The sequence below is a fragment of the Pseudonocardia sp. DxW genome, from assembly GCF_058448985.1.
Genome location: NZ_JBZFLK010000044.1, coordinates 1 through 23333, shown reverse-complemented (window position 1 = coordinate 23333; position 23333 = coordinate 1). Strand labels below are relative to the sequence as shown.

Annotated in this window: 23 protein-coding genes; 12 read left to right on the top strand and 11 right to left on the bottom strand. The window is 74.1% G+C overall.

Annotation, left to right across the window (positions count from 1 at the left end; genetic code table 11):
• Positions 1 to 716: IS256 family transposase (locus ACVJO7_RS33260; protein WP_491676248.1), on the bottom strand; the 716-nt coding region annotated here is incomplete at its 3' end.
• Between the two features lie 319 nt (positions 717 to 1035).
• On the opposite strand from ACVJO7_RS33260, the gene ACVJO7_RS33255 reads away from it, so the two are divergent.
• Both ACVJO7_RS33255 and ACVJO7_RS33250 read left to right on the top strand, forming a co-directional pair.
• Positions 1036 to 1281, top strand: a complete 246-nt coding sequence (locus ACVJO7_RS33255) for a hypothetical protein (RefSeq protein WP_491676247.1) — start codon at positions 1036 to 1038, stop codon at positions 1279 to 1281.
• A 66-nt stretch (positions 1282 to 1347) separates the two neighbouring features.
• A complete protein-coding gene (locus tag ACVJO7_RS33250) occupies positions 1348 to 2184 on the top strand; it encodes a CPBP family glutamic-type intramembrane protease (protein WP_344022146.1) in 837 nt (278 codons plus the stop codon).
• 9 nt (positions 2185 to 2193) lie between these two features.
• Here ACVJO7_RS33250 and ACVJO7_RS33245 read toward each other — a convergent pair whose 3' ends face one another.
• The gene (locus tag ACVJO7_RS33245; RefSeq protein WP_491676246.1) at positions 2194 to 4053 is read right to left on the bottom strand and encodes a helix-turn-helix domain-containing protein; all 1860 of its coding nucleotides are present in this window, start codon (positions 4051 to 4053) and stop codon (positions 2194 to 2196) included.
• 33 nt (positions 4054 to 4086) lie between these two features.
• Positions 4087 to 4854, bottom strand: coding sequence for a FadR/GntR family transcriptional regulator (locus ACVJO7_RS33240; protein WP_491676245.1), 768 nt, complete (start codon positions 4852 to 4854; stop codon positions 4087 to 4089).
• A 263-nt stretch (positions 4855 to 5117) separates the two neighbouring features.
• On the opposite strand from ACVJO7_RS33240, the gene ACVJO7_RS33235 reads away from it, so the two are divergent.
• The 6 genes from ACVJO7_RS33235 to rutA all read left to right on the top strand — a co-directional run bounded on the left by ACVJO7_RS33235 (position 5118) and on the right by rutA (position 12424).
• Positions 5118 to 5642, top strand: a complete 525-nt coding sequence (locus ACVJO7_RS33235; protein WP_491676244.1) for a MaoC family dehydratase — start codon at positions 5118 to 5120, stop codon at positions 5640 to 5642.
• Positions 5639 to 6847 carry a CaiB/BaiF CoA transferase family protein gene (locus ACVJO7_RS33230; RefSeq protein ID WP_491676243.1) on the top strand — a complete coding sequence of 403 codons (1209 nt, stop codon included), beginning with the start codon at positions 5639 to 5641 and terminating at the stop codon, positions 6845 to 6847. The genes ACVJO7_RS33235 and ACVJO7_RS33230 overlap by 4 nt, the downstream gene beginning before the upstream one ends.
• Before the next feature lies 1 nt (position 6848).
• Positions 6849 to 8018 carry an acyl-CoA dehydrogenase family protein gene (locus tag ACVJO7_RS33225; RefSeq protein ID WP_491676242.1) on the top strand — a complete coding sequence of 390 codons (1170 nt, stop codon included), beginning with the start codon at positions 6849 to 6851 and terminating at the stop codon, positions 8016 to 8018.
• The gene (locus tag ACVJO7_RS33220) at positions 8015 to 9619 is read left to right on the top strand and encodes an amidase (RefSeq protein WP_491676241.1); all 1605 of its coding nucleotides are present in this window, start codon (positions 8015 to 8017) and stop codon (positions 9617 to 9619) included. Before ACVJO7_RS33225 ends, ACVJO7_RS33220 begins: the two co-directional genes overlap by 4 nt.
• A gap of 31 nt (positions 9620 to 9650) precedes the next feature.
• The gene (locus tag ACVJO7_RS33215; RefSeq protein ID WP_491676240.1) at positions 9651 to 11045 is read left to right on the top strand and encodes an MmgE/PrpD family protein; all 1395 of its coding nucleotides are present in this window, start codon (positions 9651 to 9653) and stop codon (positions 11043 to 11045) included.
• A gap of 326 nt (positions 11046 to 11371) precedes the next feature.
• Positions 11372 to 12424, top strand: coding sequence for a pyrimidine utilization protein A (rutA, locus tag ACVJO7_RS33210; RefSeq protein WP_491676239.1), 1053 nt, complete (start codon positions 11372 to 11374; stop codon positions 12422 to 12424).
• Between the two features lie 22 nt (positions 12425 to 12446).
• Here the strand turns inward: rutA and ACVJO7_RS33205 are convergent, their stop codons facing one another.
• Complete coding sequence (locus tag ACVJO7_RS33205; protein ID WP_491676238.1) at positions 12447 to 12839, bottom strand: DUF5313 family protein; 393 nt, start codon at positions 12837 to 12839, stop codon at positions 12447 to 12449.
• Positions 12840 to 12877: 38 nt separating this feature from the next.
• On the opposite strand from ACVJO7_RS33205, the gene ACVJO7_RS33200 reads away from it, so the two are divergent.
• Positions 12878 to 13348, top strand: coding sequence for a MarR family winged helix-turn-helix transcriptional regulator (locus ACVJO7_RS33200; protein WP_425563615.1), 471 nt, complete (start codon positions 12878 to 12880; stop codon positions 13346 to 13348).
• On the opposite strand, the gene ACVJO7_RS33195 is transcribed toward ACVJO7_RS33200, so the two are convergent.
• The 3 genes from ACVJO7_RS33195 to ygiD form a co-directional block, all read right to left on the bottom strand.
• Entirely contained in the window at positions 13345 to 14445 is a 1101-nt protein-coding gene (locus ACVJO7_RS33195) for a mandelate racemase/muconate lactonizing enzyme family protein (protein ID WP_491676237.1), read from the bottom strand. The genes ACVJO7_RS33200 and ACVJO7_RS33195 overlap by 4 nt on opposite strands.
• Positions 14446 to 14489: 44 nt before the next feature.
• Positions 14490 to 14705, bottom strand: a complete 216-nt coding sequence (locus tag ACVJO7_RS33190) for a hypothetical protein (RefSeq protein WP_491676236.1) — start codon at positions 14703 to 14705, stop codon at positions 14490 to 14492.
• Between the two features lie 101 nt (positions 14706 to 14806).
• Positions 14807 to 15601, bottom strand: a complete 795-nt coding sequence (ygiD, locus tag ACVJO7_RS33185) for a 4,5-DOPA-extradiol-dioxygenase (protein WP_491676235.1) — start codon at positions 15599 to 15601, stop codon at positions 14807 to 14809.
• A gap of 138 nt (positions 15602 to 15739) precedes the next feature.
• On the opposite strand from ygiD, the gene ACVJO7_RS33180 reads away from it, so the two are divergent.
• Together ACVJO7_RS33180 and ACVJO7_RS33175 are read left to right on the top strand one after the other, a co-directional pair.
• Entirely contained in the window at positions 15740 to 16639 is a 900-nt protein-coding gene (locus ACVJO7_RS33180; protein WP_491676234.1) for an excalibur calcium-binding domain-containing protein, read from the top strand.
• A 29-nt stretch (positions 16640 to 16668) separates the two neighbouring features.
• Positions 16669 to 17184: an isochorismatase family protein gene (locus ACVJO7_RS33175; RefSeq protein ID WP_344022351.1), complete on the top strand. Its 516-nt coding sequence runs from the start codon at positions 16669 to 16671 to the stop codon at positions 17182 to 17184.
• Between the two features lie 40 nt (positions 17185 to 17224).
• On the opposite strand, the gene ACVJO7_RS33170 is transcribed toward ACVJO7_RS33175, so the two are convergent.
• A complete protein-coding gene (locus ACVJO7_RS33170) occupies positions 17225 to 20743 on the bottom strand; it encodes an indolepyruvate ferredoxin oxidoreductase family protein (protein WP_491676233.1) in 3519 nt (1172 codons plus the stop codon).
• 146 nt (positions 20744 to 20889) lie between these two features.
• On the opposite strand from ACVJO7_RS33170, the gene ACVJO7_RS33165 reads away from it, so the two are divergent.
• The gene (locus tag ACVJO7_RS33165) at positions 20890 to 21327 is read left to right on the top strand and encodes an Lrp/AsnC family transcriptional regulator (protein ID WP_344022111.1); all 438 of its coding nucleotides are present in this window, start codon (positions 20890 to 20892) and stop codon (positions 21325 to 21327) included.
• 57 nt (positions 21328 to 21384) lie between these two features.
• Here the strand turns inward: ACVJO7_RS33165 and ACVJO7_RS33160 are convergent, their stop codons facing one another.
• The 3 genes from ACVJO7_RS33160 to ACVJO7_RS33150 all read right to left on the bottom strand — a co-directional run bounded on the left by ACVJO7_RS33160 (position 21385) and on the right by ACVJO7_RS33150 (position 23144).
• Positions 21385 to 21879 carry an Rv2732c family membrane protein gene (locus tag ACVJO7_RS33160; protein WP_491676232.1) on the bottom strand — a complete coding sequence of 165 codons (495 nt, stop codon included), beginning with the start codon at positions 21877 to 21879 and terminating at the stop codon, positions 21385 to 21387.
• A gap of 361 nt (positions 21880 to 22240) precedes the next feature.
• A complete protein-coding gene (locus tag ACVJO7_RS33155) occupies positions 22241 to 22642 on the bottom strand; it encodes a zf-HC2 domain-containing protein (protein WP_344022107.1) in 402 nt (133 codons plus the stop codon).
• 76 nt (positions 22643 to 22718) lie between these two features.
• A complete protein-coding gene (locus tag ACVJO7_RS33150) occupies positions 22719 to 23144 on the bottom strand; it encodes a VOC family protein (protein WP_491676231.1) in 426 nt (141 codons plus the stop codon).
• Positions 23145 to 23333 lie beyond the last annotated feature (189 nt).

Genomic DNA, 23333 nt, shown 5'->3' with positions numbered 1-23333 from the left:
CGAACCTCGTGAACAGCCACGTCAGCGACACTGTTCACGAGGCAAACCAGCAGCTCACAGGCTCGATCAGTCCCCCGACTGAAGATAACGATCGCATTGGTGGTGCAGATGATCTTGCGGGTCTCGACGTCGACGCCGATGACCGAGTGCGCACTCTTGATCGTGACCGCGGCCTTGTCACGGATCTTGATACGAATTCCATCGATATAGATGATCGGATGGACTTCGTCGACGGGGCGATTCCGCCAGATCTCGATCTCGTCGTTCACGACGTCGGTGATGGTCGAGACCATCTCCCGGGAAGCGTGGACGCCATAGACTTCGAGCAGGTGTGCCTCGAGGTCACGGGTCGACATCCCACGCGCGTAACAGGACAGGACGAGTTCGTCGATCTGGCCGACCCTGCGGCGGCGTCTCGGAACGATTCTCGGTTCGAACCCGCCGTTGCGGTCCCGCGGGACGGTGATCGTGACCGGCCCGTTCGTGGTCGACACGGTCGTGGTCGAACTACCGTTTCGGGAGTTGCCGGTCCCGGCGCCGGCGGGGTCGTCACGCTCATAACCGAGGTGGTGGGTCATCTCGGTCTGCAGTGCTCGTTCCAGGACCGCACGGGTCATCTGGTTGAGCAGTCCGTCGACGCCGTCGATCGGGGTGCCGGCGGTCTGGGCGTCGGACAGCAACGCATCGATCGTCCGAGCGTCGAAGGCCTCGGCCAGCCGCCCGGCTGCCGCGCGTCGAGATCGGGCTGGTTCTCACTCATGCGGGTGTCCTTACCGACCACAGTGTTGATCACTGAGGTCGATCTTGACCCACCCGCCGCTCACACGGTTGCCGTGACACGCCCGCCGAGTCCGGTTACCTCGACCAGGCAGGCCGATCTGACCCGATCCGAGCTCGCCGCCCCGCCCCCTGTGCACCCGCCGTCACGTGCGGACCGATCGCGGCGGACCGGCGGGAGTGCAGCTCGCCTGCCTCGCGCCCGTCGGCCCGCGGGCCACAGGTATGCCGGACCGGCGGTACGGGTACGCCGCGGTTGTGACATCGCAGGAGGACCAGCACGACGCCGGACAGCCCCCGGTCGACCCGGCGCGCGCCCTGGACGAGCTCGAGGAGCGCGTCCTCGGCCGGACCACCGATCCCGATCCCGCCGACCGCGACGAGGAGCGGGCCGACGGTACCGACCCCGACACCGAGACCGACGCCGACGCCGGCGCTGACACCGAGACCGATCCTGTCGAGGGGGACTCCGGCACCGGCATCGACCAGGAGCCCACCGGCTGACCACCGCCGCACCGAGCACCGCCGCCCGGCTTGTCCCTTTCGCCCCGGCCCCACCATGCTGGGCCGGTGAGCGCCGGGGCGAGTACCGACAGCAGCGACACCGACCGGTCCGCCGCCGGGCGGCTCGCGGCGGCGGCGCTGGTCGCCGTGTCCGCGGTGGCCCTGTTCGGCTTCGAGCACCGTCCGGTGGGCTACCTGTTGATCGTCGTGGGCCTGGGGCTCGCCGCCGCGGTCGACCGGCTGCTGCTGCGCCATCTCGGGCTGATCGCGGCCGGCCTGGTGATCATCAGCACGATGTCGCTGGAGGCCGATCTCAGCGACGCCGGGATGCTCCGGTTCACCGTGGTGCTCTCGCTGGCCGTGCTTGTGCCGCTGCTGGTGTCGCGGTTCTGGTTCGGCGAGGACATCATCCGCTTCCCGATGCTGACCGGGAAGCGCTGGAGCGGCTTCGAGTACGGCTACCTGGCGCTGGTCGTCGTCGCCGGGTACCTGATCCTGCCGGTGTACTTCATCGGCACCGGCGCGTACCAGAACTGGCCGGAGATCAGCACGAACAGCGAGATCGCCCGGCTGTTCGTCGGCGTCAACGCGGTCGGCCTCTGGGACGAGCTGTTCTTCATCTGCACGGTGTTCGCGCTGCTCCGGCGGCACTTCCCGTTCTGGCAGGCGAACCTGCTGCAGGCCACCGTGTTCGTGGCGTTCCTGTGGGAGCTGGGCTACCGCGGTTGGGGGCCGGTGCTCACCATCCCGTTCGCGCTGCTGCAGGGCTACATCTTCCAGCGGACGCGCTCGTTCACCTACGTGCTGACCGTGCACCTGACGTTCGACATCGTGATCTTCGGGATCCTGGTGCACGCCTACAACCCGGAGCTGTTCGACCTGTTCGTCACCAGCCCGCGCTGAGCGCCGTGATCAGAACCGGCCCAGCCGGTGCAGGCGCAGCGCGAGCTGCAGCTCCAGCGACCGCTCCGGATCCTGCCAGCCGTCCCCGAGCAGCGACCCGATCCGGTCCAGCCGCTGCGCGACCGTGTTGACGTGCACGTGCAGCGCCCCGGCGGCGCGGGTCGGGCTGGCCCCGGCCGCATAGTACGCCTCCAGGGTGCGCAGCAGCTCGCTGCCGCGGCGCTCGTCGTGCTCGGCGACCGGTCCGAGGATCCCGGTGACGTACCCGGCGACGTCGGGCCGCTCACCGAGCAGTAGCCCGGCGAACCCGAGCTCCGCGGCGGCCGCCGACTCCCCGGCCCGGTCCAGCGCGAGCAGCGCCTCCATCGACCGGCGGGCCTCGGCGAGCACCGGGCCGGCGCCGTCGGCCGGCCGGAACGGCCCCGCCGCGCCCACCGTCACCGCGGCGTCCGGGTCCTGCTCGGACGCCCGGCGGGCCAGCCGGGCGCCGGCCGCGGCCGGGTCCTCGCCGGGCAGCAGCACGACGACCGCGCCGTCCTGCTCCCCCACCAGGCCGGACCGCCCGCCGAGGGTCGCCGCCTCCCGGGCCAGCGCCCGCCGCCGGGCGGGATGGGTCCGGCAGACCAGCAGCACGTGCGGGCGGCGGACGGACACGCCCAGCGCGGCGAGCCGGGTCAGCGTCGCCGGGCGCGGCTCGCCGGCCGCCAGGAGTTCCGCCATCCCGTCGGCCCGGTCGCTCCGGTCGGACTCGTCGGCGCGCTGGGTGAGCAGCAGCACGAGCGCGGTGACCATCGCGGCCCGCTCCACGATCCGCACCTGCCCGGGGGTCAGGCCGGGGGCCCGGCCGGGCTCGGCGAGCCCGCCGAGCAGCAGGGTGCCCAGGCGCTGCCCGCCGGCGATCACCGGCGTCACCCAGGCGCCGCCGGCGCACGGCACCGGCACCGGGTGCCCCGAGGCGGCCCCGGCCCGCCGCAGTGCCGCCGCGGCGTCCAGGCCGGCCGGCACCGGTCCGTGCCGGGCGGCGGGCACGCCGTCCGGGTCCAGCACCGTCACCCAGCAGCCGAGCAGCCTGCCCAGCGCCTCGGCGAGGTCGTCGACGTCGCCGCCCTCCAGCACGACGCCCGCGAACCGGTCGTGCGCGTCCGACGCCTCGGCGATCGCGGCGTGCGCACCGCGCAGCGCCTCCAGCGCGGTCGCGGTGTCGGTGAGCCGGCGGGCCTGCACCAGCGAGACGGCGGCCAGCGCGGCCAGCGAGCCGAGCAGGGCGGCGTCGTCGGCGGAGAACGGGCGGGCCGAGCGGTTGGCGGCGAACAGCACGCCGACGAACTCGTCGTCGACCAGCAGCGGGGTGCCGCAGATCGCGACGATGCCCTCCTCGCGGACCGCGGTGTCGATCTCCTCGGTGTGCCGGTAGCGGTCGTCCCCGGCGTAGCGGCCGGTCCAGCGCGGGGTGCGGCTGGCCGCGACGAGCCCGCCGAGGCCGGCGCCCAGCGGGAGCCGCAGCGTCTGGAACCGGTGCGACACCGAGCCCGAGGTGACCCGCATGTAGGTGTCGCCGCGCTCGGAGTCGTAGAGGGTCAGGTACGCGACGTCGGTGCCGAGCAGCGCCCTGGCCCGCCGGACGATGGTGTCGAGCACCGAGCCGGTGTCCGACTCGGACGCGAGGTCCCGGGCGATCGCGACGAGCGCGGCCAGCTCGGACTCCCGGCGGCGGCCGGCGTCCATCGCGGCGCGGACCCGCAGCGCGAGCGCACCGGCCTCCGGCGCGGAGCCGGACAGCTCGGCCGCGACCCGGGCCAGCTCCTCGGCGGGCGCGGCACCGTCGGCCCGGTCGGCGAGCAGCCGGAGCAGGTCGAGGACGGTGCGCACCCGGTCATCCTGCCCGCGCACCGGGCTCCGGTCTCAGCCGGACTTCCAGGCCCCCGGCCTGCCGTACAGATCGCGCAGGTCGAGCAGGTGGTTGCGCATGGCCTCCTCGGCCTCGGCGGCCTCGCCGCGGGCGATGTGCTCGGTGATCTCAGCATGGCAGGCGTCGACCTCGGCCCAGCGGTGCGCGGGGACCGCGGCCCGGTCCAGGCGGGTCCGCAGCACGTCGCCGACCGGCTGGCCCATCATCGTGAGCATCAGGTTCCCGGTCGCCATGAGCACCGTGGTGTGGAAGTCCATGTGCTCGACGAACCCGCTCGGGTCACGCGGATCGCGCGGCGCCGAGGCGGCCGCGCGCAGCGCCTCGATCGTCTCCGGCGCGGCCCGCTGCGCGGCCAGCCGGGCGGCGGCCGGCTCCAGCAGCAGCCGGGCCTCCAGCAGGTCGGCCATCCCCAGCCGCGGGGTCGCGACGAGCACGCCGAGCGCGCCGCCGACGTCCTCGACCAGCCGGGCCGGATCGGGCGCGGCGACGAACGAACCGCCCTGCACCCCGCGCCGGGTGTCGATCAGGTGCTGGCTGGCCAGCACCCGCAGCGCCTCGCGCACGGTGGACCGGCTGACCCCGAACATGCCGGTCAGCTCGCTCTCGGCGGGCAGCCGCGCGCCGGGTGCGAGCGCGCCGCGCATGATCTGCGAGCGCAGCTCGTCGGCGACCTGCCGATAGGCCGGACGGACCCGCTGCACCTGCAGCCGGGCGGTGGGCGCCTGCGGTGTCGCGGCGGGACGTCCCGGATTCGGGCTCATGGTCACGCTCCGCGGCTCGGTCACGTCGGGTCCGGGCCCGCCGGACCGGCGGGCCCGGCCGAGCGTACCGGCCACCCGCACTCCGGGCGGGCCACCTGCCGGGCAAACATCAGACCGACCCTGTACCGCCGGGAAACCCTTGCATTGCTAAGTGTCTGATGTTTACGGTCGACGAGCTTCGGGTGCGGTTTCCGAGCCCGCCCGGTACCGGTCAGCGACGACCCGTGATCCGCGCGGTCACGGCCGACGAGGGAGCGCAGCACGTGACGATCAAGCCGGGATGGCAGGGACGCTTCTTCGAGGACTTCGAGGTGGGCGACGTCTACCAGCACCCGCTCGGGCGCACCATCACCGAGACCGACAACAGCTGGTTCACCCTGCTGACGATGAACACCAACCAGTCGCACTTCAACCGGCAGGTCGGCGAGTCCTCGGAGTTCGGCCGGATGCTGGTGGTGTCGCCGCTGACGATCGCCGTCGCGATGGGACAGTCGGTCGTCGACACCACCCAGAACGCCTTCGCCAATCTCGGCATGGACGACCTGCGGCTGACCGCCCCCGTGTTCGCCGGCGACACCCTGTGGTCGGAGTCGATCGTGCTCGCCGTCCGGGGCTCGGGCTCCCGCCCGGCCGCCGGGATCGTCACCATCCGCACCCGCACCCTCAACCAGGACGCCGTCGAGGTGCTCACCTTCAAGCGCACCTTCTACGTGCACCGGCGCGGCGCGGACGGTGCACGGTCGCTGTTCCCGCAGGCGGCCACCCCGCTCGCGCTGGAGGACGTGTGAGGCGCCCGCTCGACGACGTCCGGATCGTCTCGCTCGAGCAGTACGGCGCGGGCCCGTTCGGGTCGATGCACCTGGCCGAGCTCGGCGCCGAGATCATCAAGATCGAGGACCCGACGGTCGGCGGTGACGTCGGACGGACCATCCCGCCCTACGCCGAGCCGGGCGACTCGCTGTTCTTCCAGTCGTTCAACCGGGACAAGTCCTCGATCACCCTCGACGTGCGCACGCCCGAGGGCCGCGCGGTCTTCCACGACCTGGTCCGGACCGCCGACGCCGTCTACTCCAACCTGCGCGGCGACGTCCCGGCGAAGCTCGGCATCCGCTACGAGGACCTGCGCGGGATCAACCCGAGGATCGTCTGCTGCTCACTGACCGGCTTCGGGATGACCGGCCCGCGCTCCACCGAACCCGGCTACGACTACGTGCTGCAGGCGCTCGGCGGCTGGATGTCGCTGACCGGGGAGCCCGGCGGCGCCCCGCAGAAGACCGGCCTGTCGCTGGTCGACTACTGCGGCGGCTACGTCGCCGCGATCGCGCTGCTCGGCGCGATCCACGGCGCCCGCCGCGACGGTGTCGGCACCGACTGCGACCTGTCGCTCTACGACACCGCGGTCAGCCTGCTCACCTATCCCGGGACGTGGCACCTGACCGCGGGCTACGAGCCGGCCCGCACCCGGCAGTCGGCGCACCCGTCGCTGGTGCCGTTCCAGGCGTTCGAGGCCGCCGACGGCTGGCTGGTCGTGGGCTGCGCGAAGGAGAAGTTCTGGCAGCGGCTCACCGTGGTGCTGGGCCGCCCGGAGCTCGCCGACGACCCGCGCTTCGCGACCTTCGCCGACCGGGCCGAGCACCGCGACGAGCTGCTGCCGCTGCTCGAGGAGCTGATCCGCACCCGCACCGTCGCCGACTGGCTGGCCCCGATGTACGCGGCCGCGATCCCGTGCGCCCCGATCCGGGACGTCGCCGGGGCGCTCACCGATCCGCACACCGTCGAGCGCGACCTGCTCGCCGAGACCGACCACGCCGTGTTCGGGGCGGTGCGCAGCCTGCGCAGTGCGGTCCGGGTGGGCCCGCCCGGCGCCGACCGGGCACCGACCCGGGCGGCACCGGCGATGGGCGCCGACACCGATCGGGTGCTGCGCGAGCTGGGCTACGACGACGACGCGATCACCGCGCTCCGCGACGCCGGCGCGCTGGGGAGGGACTGAGATGGACTTCCGGCTCACCGACGAGCAGCGCCTCTTCCGGGAGACGCTGCGCGACTTCGTCGACTCCGAGATCGTCCCGGTGGCCCGGGAGTGGGAGCAGTCCGGCCGCTACCCCACCGAGATCGTCGAGGGAATGAAGCAGCTCGGGCTGTTCGGTCTCGCGGTGCCCGAGGAGCACGGCGGCCTGTCCGCGGACACGGTCTCGTTCGCGCTCGCGTTCGAGGAGATCTCGCGCGGCTGGATGGGCGTCGCCGGGATCCTCGGCAGCCACTCGGTGTCCTGCTTCATGCTGGCCCGGCACGGCACCGAGGAGCAGAAGCGGCGCTACCTGCCGGAGCTGGCGACCGGCGCCCGGCGCACCGGGATCGCGCTCACCGAACCCGGCGCGGGCACCGACCTGCAGGGCATCCGGACCACCGGGCGGCGCGACGGCGCCGACGGCGACTACATCGTCAACGGCACCAAGATGTGGATCACCAACGCGCGGCACGCCGATCCGCTGCCGGTGCTGGTCAAGACCGACCCGGCGGCGGAGCCCGCGCACCGGGGCATGAGCATCCTGCTCGTCGCGGCGGACTCCCCCGGTTTCGAGGTGACCGCCGACATCGGCAAGCTCGGCTACAAGGGCCCCGAGTCCTGCGAGGTCGTGCTCACCGACGTCCGGGTGCCCGCGTCCCAGCTGCTCGGCGGGGTGCAGGGGCGCGGCCTGCAGCAGGCGCTGTCGTCGCTGGAGACCGGCCGGATCAACATCGCCGCGCGCAGCGTCGGCATCGCCCAGCGCGCCTACGACGAGGCGCTGGGCTACGCCAGGGCGCGGACCGCGTTCGGCCGCCCGATCGGCGAGTTCCAGGCCGTCGAGCAGCGGCTCGCGCAGATCGCGGTGCGGCTGCAGGCCGCCCGGCTGATGACCTACTGGGCGGCGTCCCGGATGGACGACGGCGTCCGGATGGACACCGAGTCCGGGATGGCGAAGATCTTCGCCTCGGAGCAGGCCCTGGAGTGCGCGATCGACTCGATGCGCATCCACGGCGGCTACGGCTACTCCACCGAGTTCGAGGTGGAGCGGCTCTACCGGGACGCGCCGCTGATGTCCATCGGCGAGGGCACCAACGACGTGCTGCGCGGCGTCGTCGCGAAGGCGCTGCTGGCCGGGAAGGCGACCATCCGGTGAGCTCCCGCGACGAGACCGGCGAGCTGGGCGCGCTCGCCGCCCGGCTGGGCTACGCGCTCGACCCGGCGCAGCTCTCGGCGATGGCCGAGGCTGTCGCGGGCGCCGAACCCGCGGTGTCCGAGCTGCGCGCGATCCCGGTTCCGCCCGCGGCCGCCGATCCGGCCGCCGGGGACCACTGGCTCCGCCCGCCCGCCGGTGCCGCGACGGTCGGCCCGCCCACCGGCGACGACCCGCTCGCCGCGGCGCTGCGGGACGCCTGGTCCGGCCGGGTGCCCGAGTCGCTGGACCGGCTCGAACGGCTGCACGCCGAGCTGAACTGCACGATCCGGGTGCTGCGCGAGCGGGCGCTCGGGCAGCGGCCGGTGGACGGCCCGCTGACCGGCGTCCCGTTCGCCGTCAAGGACGTCATCGACGTCGCGGGCGTCCCGACGACGGCCGCCTCCCGCACCCGCGCCGACGCCGCCCCCGCAGCCGCGTCGGCGACCGTGGTCGCCCGGCTGGAGGCCGCCGGCGCGGTCCCGGTGTCGAAGGACGCGACCACCGAGTTCGCCGTCGGCGGGCCGCACCCGCCGCTGACCGGCGCCTGCCGCAACCCGTGGGACACCGGGCGCTGGGCGGGCGGCTCCTCCACCGGCACCGCCGCCGCGGTCGCCGCCGGGGTGGTGCCGTTCGGCCTGGGCACCGACGTCGGCGGCTCGGTCCGGCTGCCCGCCGCCTGGTCCGGGCTGACCGGGCTCAAGCCGACCGCAGGCGCGGTCCCGCGGACCGGATCGGTGCCGCTGTCCTGGACCACCGAGACGATCGGCCCGCTGGCCCGCGACGCCCGCACCGTCGGGCTCGTGTTCGGGCTGGTCCGCGGCCCGGACGGGCTGGACCCGCGGGCCGGCGGTCTGCCGCCGCTGCCGCCGACCGGCGTGCCGGCCGACCTGCGCGGGCTGCGGATCGCGCGGCCGGGCGGCTACCTCACCGAGCTGTGCGACGGCGCCGTGCGGGCCGGGGTGGACCATCTCGTCGACGTGCTCACCGGGGCCGGCGCCGAGATCGTCGCCGGGGAGATCCCGTCCGCGCACCTCGCGCTGCCGATCGGCTACCAGATCGTGTTCGCCGAGGCCGCCGCCGTGCACCGGGCCGACGTCGCCCGCTGGGGCGACTACGACCCGGTGACGGTGCGCCGGATCAGCCAGGGAATCACCACCCCCGCCGCCGACCACCTGCGGGCGCTGCAGTTCCGGGTGCAGCTGCAGCACGAGCTCGACGCCGTGTTCGCCGGTGCCGACCTGATCGTCGTCCCGACCACCCCCGGGACGGCGCCGCGGCTGCCCGACTGCACCGTCACCGTGGACGGCGAGCGCTACCCGCTCTACGCCGCCCAGTCCCGCGCGACGATGCTCGGCAACCTCACCGGGGCGCCCGGCCTGGCCCTGCCCACCGGGTTCGCCCCGGACGGCTGCCCGGTCTCCGCGCTGCTGATCGCCCGCCCGCACGACGAGATCACCGCGCTGCGGGTGGCGGCCCTGTTCCAGGACCGCACCGAGCACCACCGCCGCCGGCCGCCGATCGCGGACCGGATCGGCGGCCCCTTCCCACCGGCATACGTCTGACTTATTCTCCCTCTCGATCTGGAGGCCCCCGATGACCCTGAGCCCGGCACCACCGCGTACCGGCACGCTGGCCGCGACGGTCGGCGGATTCGCCGCCCGCACCACGCTCGACGACATCCCCGCCGATGTCCTGGAGCGGGCCCGGCACCTGGTGCTCGACGCCGTCGGGCTGGCGTTCGCCTCCACCTCCCACCCGTTCTCCGGGGTCGCGCTGCGGGCGCTCACCGCGTTCGGCGGGGCCGGCGAGCAGCCGGTGCTCGGCCTGGCGGAGCGGCTCCCGGCCCGGGACGCCGCGGTGCTCAACGGCGTGCTGATCCACGGCATGGACTTCGACGACACGCACATCCCGGCGGTCACCCACGTCTCGGCCGCCGCGCTGCCCGCGGCCCTGGCCGCGGCGATCGCCGCCGGCGCCGACACCCGGGAGCTGCTGCTGGCCTACGTGCTCGGTGTCGAGGTGTCGGCGCGGGTCGGGATCGGCGGGGCGGGCGGGTTCCACGACGTCGGCTTCCATCCGACCGCCGTCGCCGGGGCCTTCGGGGCCGCCGTCGCGGCGGGCAGGGTCTCCGGGCTGGACGCCGCCGGGATCACCACCGCCCAGGGCGTGGTCGGCTCGATGAGCGCCGGGCTGCTGGAGTTCCTGGCCGACGGCTCCTGGACCAAGCGGCTGCACCCGGGCTGGGCGGCGATGTCCGGGCTGACCGCGGCCGGGTTCGCGAAGGCGGGCTGGAGCGGGCCACCCGCCGTCTACGAGGGCCGGTTCGGCCTCTACAACACCCACCTGGCCGGGCGGGACACCCGGCCCGAGGCGGTCTGCGACGGCCTGGGCGAGACCTGGGAGCTGATGCGGACGGCCGTCAAGCCGTACCCGATCTGCCACTTCAACCACGCCTTCGCCGACGCCGCGCTCACCCTGCGGCCGGAGATCGGCGACACCGCCGTCGCCGCGATCCGGTGCGCGATCCATCCGATCCCCGGCAAGGTGGTCTGCGAGCCACCGGCGGCGAAGTGGGCCCCGCGCGACGAGTACGACGCGAAGTTCAGCCTCCCCTACGTCGTCGCCACCGCGCTGCTGCGCGGCCGGTTCACCCTCGCCGAGCTGTCCGACGAGGCGCTCGCCGACCGGGCGGTGCTCGACCTGGCGCAGAAGGTGCAGGTCTGCGACGACCCGGACAGCGCCTTCCCGGCCGCCTACTCCGGCGCGATCGAGATCGAGCTGGCCGACGGCCGGGTGCTCCGGCACCGCGAGCAGGTCAACCGCGGTCACGAGGAACGACCGATGGGCAACGACGAGATCGTCGCCAAGTTCCGCGGGACGATCGGCCGGGCCGCGCCGGACGCCGTCGCCGACCAGGTGCTGGAGGCCGTGCTGGGACTCGGCGACGCGACCCCGGCCGCCGACTTCGCCGAGGCGTGTCGTGGCTGACCGCCCGGTGCAGGTGGGGTGTTCCGCACCCACCCAGCAGCCCGCCGGACGTGATCCGCTGGCCGCCCGGACGAGCAGCCGCGGCCGGTCCGCGCCGCCCAGGTCTACGCCGACCGGGGGCAGGACCGTGTCCGGCCCGGAAACGAGTCGTTCCGGGCCGGTTACGACGATCTCTCCCGGGACCGGTTCGTGGTGGGCTCGCCGGAGGACTGCCTCGCGGCGCTGCTGCCGTGGCGCGACGAGCTCGGGTGCACCCGTCCTGCGCTCCTCCCCCGCCGTCCGGCCCCCTCGCGGCCGGCTGATCCTCCGACCGGAAGGACTCCCCCATGGACCTCGGCGTCTTCATCCCCATCGGCAACAACGGCTGGCTGATCTCCGAGAACAGCCCGCAGTACATGCCGAGCTTCGACCTCAACAAGCGGGTCGTGCAGGAGGCGGAGCTGCAGGGCTTCGCCTTCGCGCTCTCGATGATCAAGCTGCGCGGCTTCGGCGGGAAGACCGAGTTCTGGGACCACAACCTGGAGTCGTTCACCCTGATGGCCGGGCTCGCCGCGGTCACCGAACGGATCAAGCTCTACGCCTCCACCGCGGTGCTCACGCTGCCCCCGGCGCTGGTCGCCCGGATGGCGACCACGATCGACTCGATCGCACCGGGCCGGTTCGGCATCAACATCGTCTCCGGCTGGGCCAAGGGCGAGTACGAGCAGATGGGCCTGTGGCCGGGCGACGACTACTTCGGCTACCGCTACGACTACTCCACCGAGTACGTGCGGGTGCTGCGCGACCTGTTCGAGAAGGGCCGCTGCGACCTGCAGGGCGAGCACTTCACGATGAACGACTGCGTGCTGTCCCCGCGGCCGTCCGGGCACGTGGACATCGTCTGCGCCGGGCAGTCCGAGCGGGGGATGCAGATGGTCGCCGAGTACGGCGACTACAACTTCGTGCTCTCCCCCGGTGTGAACGACCCGGAGGTCTACCGGGAGTCCACCCAGCGGCTCGCGAAGGCCGCCGAGGCGACCGGGCGGGACGTGGGGTCGCTGCCGCTGTTCATGGCGATCATGGCCGAGACCGACGAGGAGGCGCAGGCCAAGTGGGCCTCCTACAACGCGGGCGCGGACGCCGCCGCGCTCGGCTACATGTCCGACGAGGGCAGCAAGGACGCCACCGCGGACGACTCCGGCACCGCCCGGACGATCAACCTCCCGGAGGGCGCGGTCAACTTCAACATGGCCACCCTGGTCGGCAGCTACGAGACCGTCGCCCGGCAGATCGACCAGGTCGCCACGATGCCCGGGGTGAAGGGGATGATGTTCACCTTCGACGACTTCGAGCAGGGCGTGCACGACTTCGGCACCCGGGTGAAGCCGCTGCTGGGCTGACCCGTCGGGGTCGCCCGGGGGCTCAACCGCGCCAGCGGCGCTCGTAGCGTTCCTGGGCCGCCGCCCGGTCGGCCGCGCCGGCGGCGGCCCGGACGGCCGCGGCGTGTCCCACCGGGTAGCCGGCCTTGGCCACCCGGTGCTCGGCCGACTCGTACATGTAGGCGACCGAGTAGAAGGAGCCGAGCAGCGCCCCGGCCAGCACCGACAGCGCCTTGACGTAGGGCGGGCCGGGGATCAGCAGGTACAGCGCGACCCCGATCGGCAGCAGCTGCACGGTGACCCGGGCGAGATGGCGCAGCTGCCAGCTCGGCGCGCTCACGTCGTGCAGCACCCATCTGCGGTGCCGGGCCGGGAGCGCCGCGCCGTAGGCGTAGAGCAGCCAGCGCAGCGGATCGGGCCGGATCGGCTCGTCCACGGTTGGACCCCCAATTCTTGGTGCCCCAACAATGTACGATGCGGGATGTGGCGAGCGCATCCCCGGGTGACCAGGACGACCTGCTCCGGCTGGACCGGCAGGTCTGCTTCGCGCTCGCGGTCGCGGCGCGGAACGTGATCGCGTTGTACCGGCCGCTGCTCGAGCCGATGGGCCTGACCCATCCGCAGTACCTGGTGCTGCTGGCGCTGTGGGAGCGCTCGCCGCGCTCGGTCGGCGAGCTGGCCGAGGAGCTCGCCCTCGATCCGGGCACGCTGTCGCCGCTGCTCAAGCGGCTGGAGGCGGCCGGGCTGGTGGACCGGCGCCGGGTCCCCGGCAACGAGCGGACCCTCGCGGTGACGCTCACCGCGGACGGCCGCGCGCTGCGCGCCCGCGCCGAGGCGATCCCGCCCGCGATCGTCGAGCGGCTCGGCATGCCGCTGTCCGAGCTGGAGGACCTGCGCGCCGTGCTCGACCGGGTGATCCGGGCCTCCCGGCGCCGGGAGCCCTAGCCGAACGACGCGACCGGATCGCCGAGGGCGCCGTCGTCGGGCACCACGCCGAGCCCGGGACCGGTCGGCACCCCGATGCGACCGGCCTCGACCCGGACCGGGTTCGCCGGGTCGTAGTGGACCTTCGTGAAGGGTTCGGCGATCCACACGCCGTCGAGCAGGCGGGGATGCACGGTGGCGGCCACGTGCACGCAGGCCGCGGCGATGATGTCCCCGCCCCAGGAGTCGTCGCAGGTGTGCGGCAGCGAGCGCGCCTCACAGACGTCGCGGACGGCCGCCATCGCACCCAGCCCACCCAGCCGGGTCACCTTGAGGCCGAACCCGTCGCAGATCCCGAGCGAGATCGCCCGCAGCACCTCGCCGAGGTCCTCGGCGCTCTCGTCCAGATGGACCGGGTGGTCCAGCTGGGCCCGGATCGCGGCGACCTCCTCCATGGAGTGGCAGAGCTGCTCGAACACGAACGGGATGTCGGCGCACGCCCGGTCGATCCGCAGCACCTCGCGGGTGAGCAGTGACCGGTTGGCGTCGACGACCAGCCGCGTGCAGCCGGTCGCCTCCCACACCTTCCGGATCGTCTCGATGTCGGCCTCCACAGGCCGGCCCCCGACCTTCACCTGCAACCGGGGATAACCCTCGGCGATCTTCTCCGCGGCGATGCGGGCGGTCTCGTCGGGCTCGTCGAGGGTCAGCGAGTGGTACGAGTCGACCTGATCGGTCGTCGCACCGCCGAGCAGGTCGCACACCCGGAGGCCGTGGGCCTTGCCGAGCAGGTCGTGCACCGCGATGTCGATCGCGGCCTTCGCGTAGTCGTGGCCGCCGAGCAGACCGTGCAGCGCGCGCCGGACCACTGCGGGCCCGGTCACGGTCCGGCCGACCAGCCCCGGGGCCATCCGGGTCAGGGCTGCGCGGGCACCGGGGGCGTGCGCCGCGGCGTGGGTCGGGCCGATCGGGCACGTCTCGCCCCATCCGGACAGCCCGGTGTCCGACACGATCTGCACGACCGTCGAGTCCAGGTCGGCGTGGGCGCCGTCGGACATCCGGTAGACGCCGGCCGGCGGCAGCTCGACCTGGTAGAGGTGGATCTCGGCGATACGCACGGCGCTCCTGGCACGGTTCGTGGGGCGGAATGGTGGCGGCGCGGTCAGGTCGCCCGACCGCCGTGGGCGAGCAGCACGGCCGCGGCGTCGCGGGAGGTCTGCGGGGCGGTGAGGTCGGCGCCGACGGAGTAGAGCACGGTGGCCCCCTCGTGCAGGCTCAGCAGCTGCGCCGCGAGCGTGCCGGGATCGTCGTGGCCGGCGTCGATGGCGAGATCGTGCAGGTGCCCGCGCAGCCAGGCCTTGGCCCTCGGACTGGGCATGCTCCTGTGGCTGCTGCGGCGGTTCCGTCGACGTCGTGACGGCCCCGGGCCCGGCGGCCGGCCGCTGCCGGGCGGGCGGGAGGTCGCGGCCGGGTACGGCGTCACGTGCGGGGCATGCCGACCGTGTACGCCGTCATCGACAGCGAAACGTAGGCGTAGCCGTCCACCAGCACCTCGGGCCACTCGCCACGGTCCGCCGACGCCACCCCGGCCAGGTACAGCGCCGGGATGAAGTGGTCCGGCGTCGGGACGGCGAGCCGGTAGTCGCCGTGCGCGTCCAGCGTCGCGAACTCCGCGGGCCGGTCGAGCATCAGCTCCTGCGCCGCCTCGTCGAACCGGCGGGCCCAGTCGAACCCGGTGTCCGGCCGCGCCCGGTCGACGCCGCCGAGGTTGTGCACGACGTTGCCGCTGGCGACGATCAGCACCCCGGTCCCGCGGAGCCGGGCCAGCTTCGCGCCGAGCTCCAGGTGGTAGCCGAGCGGCTCGTTCGCGTTGATCGCGAGCTGGACCACCGGGATGGAGGCATCCGGGAACGCGTGCACCAGCACCGACCAGGTCCCGTGGTCGATACCCCAGCTGTCGGCGTCCGCCCCGACCCAGGTGGGCCGCACGATCTCGGCGATCTCGTCGTACAGCTCCGGCGCGCCGGGCGCCGGGTACTGCACCGCGAACAGCTCGGGCGGGAAGCCGAAGAAGTCGTGGATGGTGCGCGGGCGCGGCATCGCCGTGACCGCGGTGGCCTGGATGTACCAGTGCGCGGAGACCACCAGGATCGCCCGCGGCCGCGGCACCGCCGCGCCGAAGGCCCGCCAGGCGTCGGTGTAGCGGTTGGTCGCCAGTGCGTTCATCGGGCTGCCGTGCCCGAAGAACGCGGCCGGCATCAGGTCCTGGGTCACCGACCGAGTCTACGGCGCGCCGCCGGGCCGCTCATCAGTTCTGTGGAGCGCCGTTAACGGGCCCCGTGCGGAGCACGACGAACCGGCCGAACCCGGCACCAGCCGGTGACTCCCCGCTCACGTTCCGTGGAGGAACACGTGTCCAAGGCCGGAATCTTCGGCACCGTCCTGCTCGTCGCCGGCGTCGTCTACGCGTGCTCCGGTCCCGGGGACACCGGGACGGACACCGAGATCGACACCGCGGCGGCGACCCCGCCGGCGACGGCACCCGCGGTCCCGGCGGGATCGGCGGCGACGGCGGCCGGTGCCGTCGGCAGGACCGGTGCCGCGGGCGCGACCGGCGGCACGTCGCGGACCGGCTTCGGCGTCGACCCGGACACCGTCGTCGTCACCTCGGTGACCGACGGCGACACCTTCCGGGTCGGCGAGCGCCGGATCCGGGTGATCGGCATCGACTCCTGCGAGGCGGGCACCACCGGCGGCGACGCCGCGACCGCCGCCGCACGCAGGCTGCTCGGCACCGGGACGGTGACGCTGACCCGCGAGCCGGGCGTGGATCTCGATCGGTTCGGCCGCGAGGTCCGCTACGTCGCGACGTCCGCCGGTGACTTCGGCCGGCTGATGGTCCCGGCCGACCACACCGGGGTCTACCGGGGCGGCAACAACGCCTCGGCGTCCTACCTGGGTGGGCTGACCGGGCTCGACCGCGGGCGCAGCTGCGGCACCTCCACCGCCGGGACCACCACCGGGACCGCTCCCGCGACCGGCACAGCACGCTCCACCCCTGCCCCGGCGGCCACCCGGGCGCCCGCGACGACGGCGCCGCTGCAGGCCGCGCCGCGGACCGCGGCGCCCCAGCGCACCGCGGCGCCGCAGCCCGCGGTGCAGGCGCCGCCGCCCGCACCGTCCGGCGGTGGCGGGGTGTACTACAAGAACTGCTCCGCGGCGCGGGCCGCCGGTGCCGCCCCGATCCTGCGCGGCCAGCCGGGTTACCGCGGGCCGCTGGACCGCGACGGCGACGGTGTCGCCTGCGAGTGAGCCCGGCCGCTACCGTCGGCGCTGTGCTGATGACCGCCGACGCCGCCGTCCTGCTCCTGGTCGATCTCCAGCAGCGGCTGGCCCCCGCGATCCACCGGGGCGACCGGGTGATCGACCGCACCGCCCGGCTCGCCGAGGCCGCGTCCCTGCTCGGGGTGCCGGTGCTGGCCACCGAGCAGGTGCCGGACAAGCTCGGCCCGACCGTCGAGCGGCTGGCCGGCTACCCGCACCTGGTCACCCACAAGTCGTCGTTCGGTGCGGAACCGGGCGGGCTGGTGCCGCCCGGCCGCTCGGAGGTGGTGGTGACCGGGATGGAGGCGCACGTGTGCGTCCTGCAGACCACGCTGCGGCTGCTCGCCGACGGGCACCGGGTGCTGTTCGTCGCCGACGCCGTCGGCTCCCGCGACCCGGACGACCGGTCCGCCGCGCTCGACCGCGCGCGGGCCGCCGGCGCCGAGATCGTCACCTCGGAGATGGTGCTGTTCGAGTGGCTGCGCGACGCGACCCATCCGCGGTTCCGCGAGGTGCAGAAGCTCCTGAAGTGACGGCGGGCCCGGACCCCCGGTCCGGGCCCGCCGCGGGAGGTCAACCGCGCAGGCTCCCCAGCCGCGCGGCCGCCTCGGCCCGGAACCGCTCGACGTTGCCGAGCTTCACGTCCTCGTAGCCGCGCACCAGCCCGGCGGTCTCCGCGACCGCGACCACGCCGTCCACCGTGCCCGGCTGCAGCGCGTCCAGCGCGGTGCGCACCAGCGCCTGGTACTCGCCGACCAGCTCCCGCTCGGTGCGGCGGACCCCCGCGTAGCCGAACACGTCCAGCGCGGTCCCGCGCAGCCGCCGCGCGGCGCGCAGCGCCCGGAACGCCGGGCCGGCCACCCGGCCGTCGAGCCGGATCTTGCGGTCCATCCCGAGCGCGCGCAGCACCGGCGGGTGCAGCATCACCGTCACCCGGGCGTCGGCGCCGTACGCGTCCTCCCGGCGGGCGACCTCGACCGGGTCCAGGTGCAGCCGGGCGACCTCGTACTCGTCCTTGTAGGCCATCAGGGTGTGCAGGCCGCGGGCGTAGGCGCGGGCGATCCGGGCACCGGCGGCCTCGCCCGCGCGGGCGGTCGCGATCGCGGCGACCCGGCGGACCTCCTCGGCGTAGCGGGCCGCGTACCCGGCGTCCTGGTAGCCGGTGAGATCGGCGATCCGGGTCGCCAGCTCGGCCTCCAGACCGGTCTCGACGTCGGCACCGGCGGCGACCGACGCGGCGAGCGCGGCGGACTCCGCGTCGACGGTCACGGTGGCCCGCTGCGGCCCGGCCAGCGCGGCCCGGACCGCGGCCGGATCGAGGGCGGCCGCGCGGCCCCAGCGGAACGCGGTGAGGGTCCGCTCGACGGCGGCGCCGTTCACCCGGATCGCCGCCTCGAGTGCCTGCTCGGACACCGGCAGCACGCCGTGCTGGTAGGCGGCGCCGAGCAGCAGCATGTTGGCCGGGAGGTGGTCGTCGAACAGCGCCTCGGAGATCGTCTGGGCGTCCACGGTCAGCAGGTCGCGGGTGCTGCGGGCGATCCTGTCGACGGCGTCGTCGGTGGAGCCGGGCAGCACGACCCGGCCGGTGACCATGGCCGCGGTCGGCACCAGCGAGGTGTTGACGACGGCGACGGTGTGCCCGGGCCGGGCGACCGCCAGGTTGGCGTCGGTGGCGGCGCCGACCAGGTCCATCCCGATCAGCACGTCGGCGGTGCCCCGGGAGGCGCGCAGGATCCCGTCCACCGGCTCCTTGGAGATCCGGACGTCGGACACGACCGGCCCGCCCTTCTGGGCGAGGCCGACCTGCTCCAGCCCGGCCGCGCACAGCCCGTCCAGGTGCGCGGCCATCTGCAGCACCGCCGAGGCGGTGACGACGCCGGTACCGCCGATCCCGGGCATCCGGATCAGCGTGGAGTCGGCGCCGACCCGCGGCTCGGGATCGGTCAGGGTGACCGGCAGCGCCGGGATCTCCCGCCGGCGCGGGGTCCCCGGCTCCACCATCAGGAACGACGGGCAGTCGCCCTTCAGGCAGGACAGGTCGGAGTTGCAGGACGGCTGGTGGATCCGGGTCTTGCGGCCGAACTCGGTGTCCACCGGCAGCACCGACAGGCAGGTTGACTTGTCACCGCAGTCGCCGCAGCCCTCGCACACCCGCTCGTTGATCACGACCTTCTCGGCCGGGGTCGGGAGCTTCCCGCGCTTGCGCAGCCTGCGCTCCTCGGCGGCGCACCGGTCGTCGTGGATGAGAACGGTCACGCCGTCGACCGCGGCCAGCTCGGCCTCGGCGGCGGGCAGCTCGTCGCGGTGCCGCAGCGAGGCGATCGGGTCCAGGGTGATCCCGCGGTAGCGCTTCGGCTCGTCGGTGGTGACGACGATCCGCCGCACCCCCTCCAGCGCGAGCGACCGGGTGATCTCGGGGACGCCCATCCGTCCCTCGGCGCGCTGCCCGCCGGTCATGGCGACGGCGTCGTTGTAGAGCAGCTTGTAGGTCATCGTGACGCCGGACGCGACCGCCGCCCGGATCGCCAGCGACCCGGAGTGGTGGAAGGTGCCGTCCCCGAGGTTCTGCACGAGGGTGCGGTCGTCGGTGAATGGCGCCAGCCCGAACCACTGGGCGCCCTCGCCGCCCATCTGGGTCAGGCCGATCTGCCTGCCCCGGTGCCCGCCGTCCAGCGCGATCATCGCGTGGCAGCCGATGCCGACGCCGACCAGCGTGTCGTCGGAGGTCCGGGTGGAGGTGTTGTGCGGGCAGCCGGAGCAGAAGTACGGCGTGCGGGCGCCCAGGTCACCGGCCCTCGCCAGGCCCAGCTCGATCCGGGACGGCCGCGGCGGCGCGAGCGCGTCGAGGTGGGCGCGGGCGGCCGCGGGCAGCTCCGCGCCGGCGGCGGTGAGCCGGGCGGCGACGGCGCGGGCGACGTCCTCGGCGGAGAGCTGGCCGCGGGCGGTGAGCAGCGGCCGCTGCCGGTCGTCGCGCCGGCCGGTGATCACCGGCTGCTGCGCGCGGCCGTAGAGGGCGTCGCGCAGGTGCCCCTCCAGGAACGGGACCTTGTCCTCGACGACGAGCACCTCGGCCAGGCCGTCGGTCAGCGCGGCGAGATCGTCGCGGTCGATCGGGAACGGCATCGCGAGCCGGATCAGCCGGATCCCGAGCGCGTCGAGGTCGCCCTCGCCGAGCCCGAGATCGTCGAGCGCCCGCAGGACGGTGGCGTAGCCGGTGCCGGAGGCGAGCACGCCCAGCCGGGGACGGCGGGCGTCGAAGGTGATGCGGTTCAGCCCGGTCTCGCGGGCGTACTGGCGGGCCAGGTCGAGACGCCGGGTGAGCAGGTCGTGCTCGGCGTCCACGGCGGCCGGGCCGACCAGCGCGCCGGCCTGCGCGCGGTCGATGGCCGGCGGGTGCGGGATGCCGAGCAGCTCCGGGCGCAGCGCGCCGAGATCGACGGTGGACGACGCGTCGGCGACGTCGGCGATGATCTTCAGGCCGGTCCAGAGGCCGGTGGCCCGGGAGAGCGCGACGGCGTGCAGCCCGAACTCGACGACCTCGGACACCGAGCCGGGTGCGAGCAGCGGCATGGCGAGGCTCTGCGCGATCGGCTCGCAGGAGCTGGGGACGGTGGACGACTTGCAGGACGGGTCGTCGCCGATGATCGCGACCGCGCCGCCGAGCCGGGCGGTGCCCGCGAGGTTGCCGTGCCGGATCGCGTCCGCGGCCCGGTCCAGGCCGGGGTTCTTGCCGTACCAGTAGCCGACGACGCCGTCGTGCCTGCGTCCCGGGACGGCGTCGAGCAGCTGGGTCCCGGCCACGGCGGTGGCGGCGAGCTCCTCGTTGAGGCCGGGCCGGAACACGATCCGGGCCGGATCGAGGTGGCGGGCGGCGCGGCCGAGCTCGGCGTCCAGGGTGCCCAGCGGCGAGCCCTGGTACCCGGAGACGAACGAGGCGGTGTCCAGTCCGCGGACGGCGTCCAGCCGGGCCTGCTCCAGGGTGAGCCGGACGAGAGCCTGGATCCCGGTCATCGGGGCACGGCCGCGGTCGGAGACGTACTTGTCGTCGAGCACGGTGGTGGTGGCGGTGCGGGCGTCGCTGGGGCCGTTCATGGACGCGGCTCCTCGGTGAGTCGGGTGCGGCTGCGAACAGGACAACGTGACCACGGCCACCCGCGCAACGTCGGGCGGGGAACCCGCAGACGCAACGGATACGCTCCCGACGACCGATCTGCGACGTTCCGTTGCGTGGGGGCAGCATGCAGGAGCTCGACGACATCGACCATTCGCTGCTCCGGCTGCTGCACGAGGACGGCCGCCGGACCTTCGCCGACATGGCAGCGACGGTCGGTCTGTCCACGGCCGCGGTGAAGCGCCGGGTGGACCGGATGCGCGAGTCCGGGGTGATCACCGGGTTCACCGTGCAGGTGGACCACAAGAAGCTCGGCTGGGCGGTCGAGGCGTTCAGCGAGATCCGCTATGCGGGGACGGCGAGCATCTCCGACATCGTCGAGTCGGCGGCCCGCCAGCCGGAGGTGCAGGCGGTGTACACCCTCGCCGGGGACCTGGACGCGCTCGTGCAGGTCCGGGTGCGCGATCTCGCGCACCTGCAGGAGGTGATCGACCGGATCCGGCGCAGCGGGACCGTCACCGGCACTCGGACGCTGATGGTGCTCGGCCGCTGGACCCGCGGCTGAGCCCACCGGGCCAGCCGGGCCGGGTCAGCCGGGCCGGGCCGGGTCAGCCGGGTTGGGTCAGCCGATCCGCACGGTGGCGGCGCGCGGTCCGGCCGCGACGACGATCCAGGCCCAGGTGACGAACAGGACGCTGATCGCGAGCACCGTGACCACCAGGCCCGGCCCGATGTCGGCGCCGGCCGCCGTCTGCCGGGACCAGACCGCCCACAGCCCGGACATCGCGCCGACCCCGCAGGCCGTCGCGGCGGTCCAGGCGAGCGGCCAGTACCGGGTGAACAGGGCGAGCGCCGAGGCGACCAGCCCGGCCACGACGACGATCGTGAACAGCCGCGGCAACGGCCCCATGTCGACGTGTCCGGTGAGGATCTGCCAGCCGTCCGCGCGGACCGACCACGGCATCAGCAGCGACGCGGACACCGCTGCCAACGCCGCTCCCACGACGACCGCCGCCGGGCCCGGGTCGATCCAGCGCTCGACCCGCCAGGCGATCCGGGTCAGCTCGTCGGACAGCTCCGGTGCCGCCACGGTGCGGGAGGTGCGCCGCTCGCTCATCCGGTCCTCTCCTGTACACCGCGGGACTGTCGTGCGAACCGTTGTGGGGGGAAGCGTACCCACCCGCCCGGGGTTCCCGGGGGCGCGCGTCTCCCCCGCCGGTCGTGGGGTGGAAGGCGGAGGGCTCGCGTGGACGTGGACGTGTCGCTTCCGGGGCTCGTGGGCCGGATCAGGTCTGCCCGGCTTCGGACTCCCCGGGGTTCGGACTCGCCCGGGTTCCCGGGGTTCCCCGGGGCCCGCCTGACCGGGTTCTGTCCGCCACCGGTTTCGTCCGCCCCGGGCGGTCGGGCCGGGTTTCGTCCGGCCGGCACGTTCTGTCCTCCCCTGCCGCGCCGCCGGACGCCGCGTCCCGGATGTTCCCTCAGGCAGCCCGGGTGCTGCAGCGGCACGCGGCACCCTGCTGGCAGCCGCACCCGCAGGTGGCCGGGCAGCCGCAGGCCGATCTCGGCGCAGCCGCGGCCGCCGGCTCGGACGCCGCGCAGCAGCCACCGCTGTGGCAGGTCAGCTCGGGAACCGCCGGGACGGCGGGCTCGGGCGGGTCCGGAAGCGCGATCCCCAGCGAGGCCAGCAGTGGGGTGACGACATCCGGCACGTCGCCGATCGGGCGCACCCGGCCGAGCCGCGTCACCCGTTCCGCGCTCGCGGCGTAGCGGCGGCACTCGTCGCACCCCGACAGGTGTGCGTCGGCGTCCGTCCGCTCCGCCGGGGTGGCCTCGTCGTCCAGGGACGCGGACACCACGTCGCGGCACTGCTGACAGTCCATACCCTCACTGTCGTCCACGGGGCCCGTTCGGTTCCATCCGGCCCCGATCCGGTTCGGATCCGCGACGTGTTCCGCGCTACGTCGCGAAGATCTGCGACTCGTCGGCGAACGCCTTGAACTCGAGGTTGTTCCCGGCCGGGTCGGTCAGGAACATGGTCCACTGCTCCCCCGGCTCGCCCGCGAAACGCTGGTACGGCTCGATGACGAACCGGGTACCCGCCGCCCGCAGGCGCTCCGCGAGCTCGTGGAAGGCCGGGACCGGGAGCAGGAGGCCGAAGTGCGGCACCGGGACGTCGTGCCCGTCGACCGGGTTGTGGGCCGGCGGTGTCGTGCGCGGTGCGACGTGTGTGACGACCTGGTGGCCGTGGAAGTTCCAGTCGACCCAGCTATCCGACGAGCGGCCTTCGGGCAGCCCCAGCACGTCGCCGTAGAACCGGCGGGCCGCGGCCAGGTCGTCCACCGGGACGGCCAGGTGGAAGCACGGACGGACATCGGTACTCATCAGGGGCCTCTCCGAGTGGAAGGATCCGAGAGGTACCTGAGGGTTGTCCGGGCCAGCCCCGACGACCCTCAGGTACCTCTCGCGGGCGATGCTGAACGCAGAAATGCCCCGGACCGAAGTCCGGGGCATCCCCACAAAAAAGGTTGAATGTCGGCAGCGACCTACTCTCCCACACCCTGTCGAGTGCAG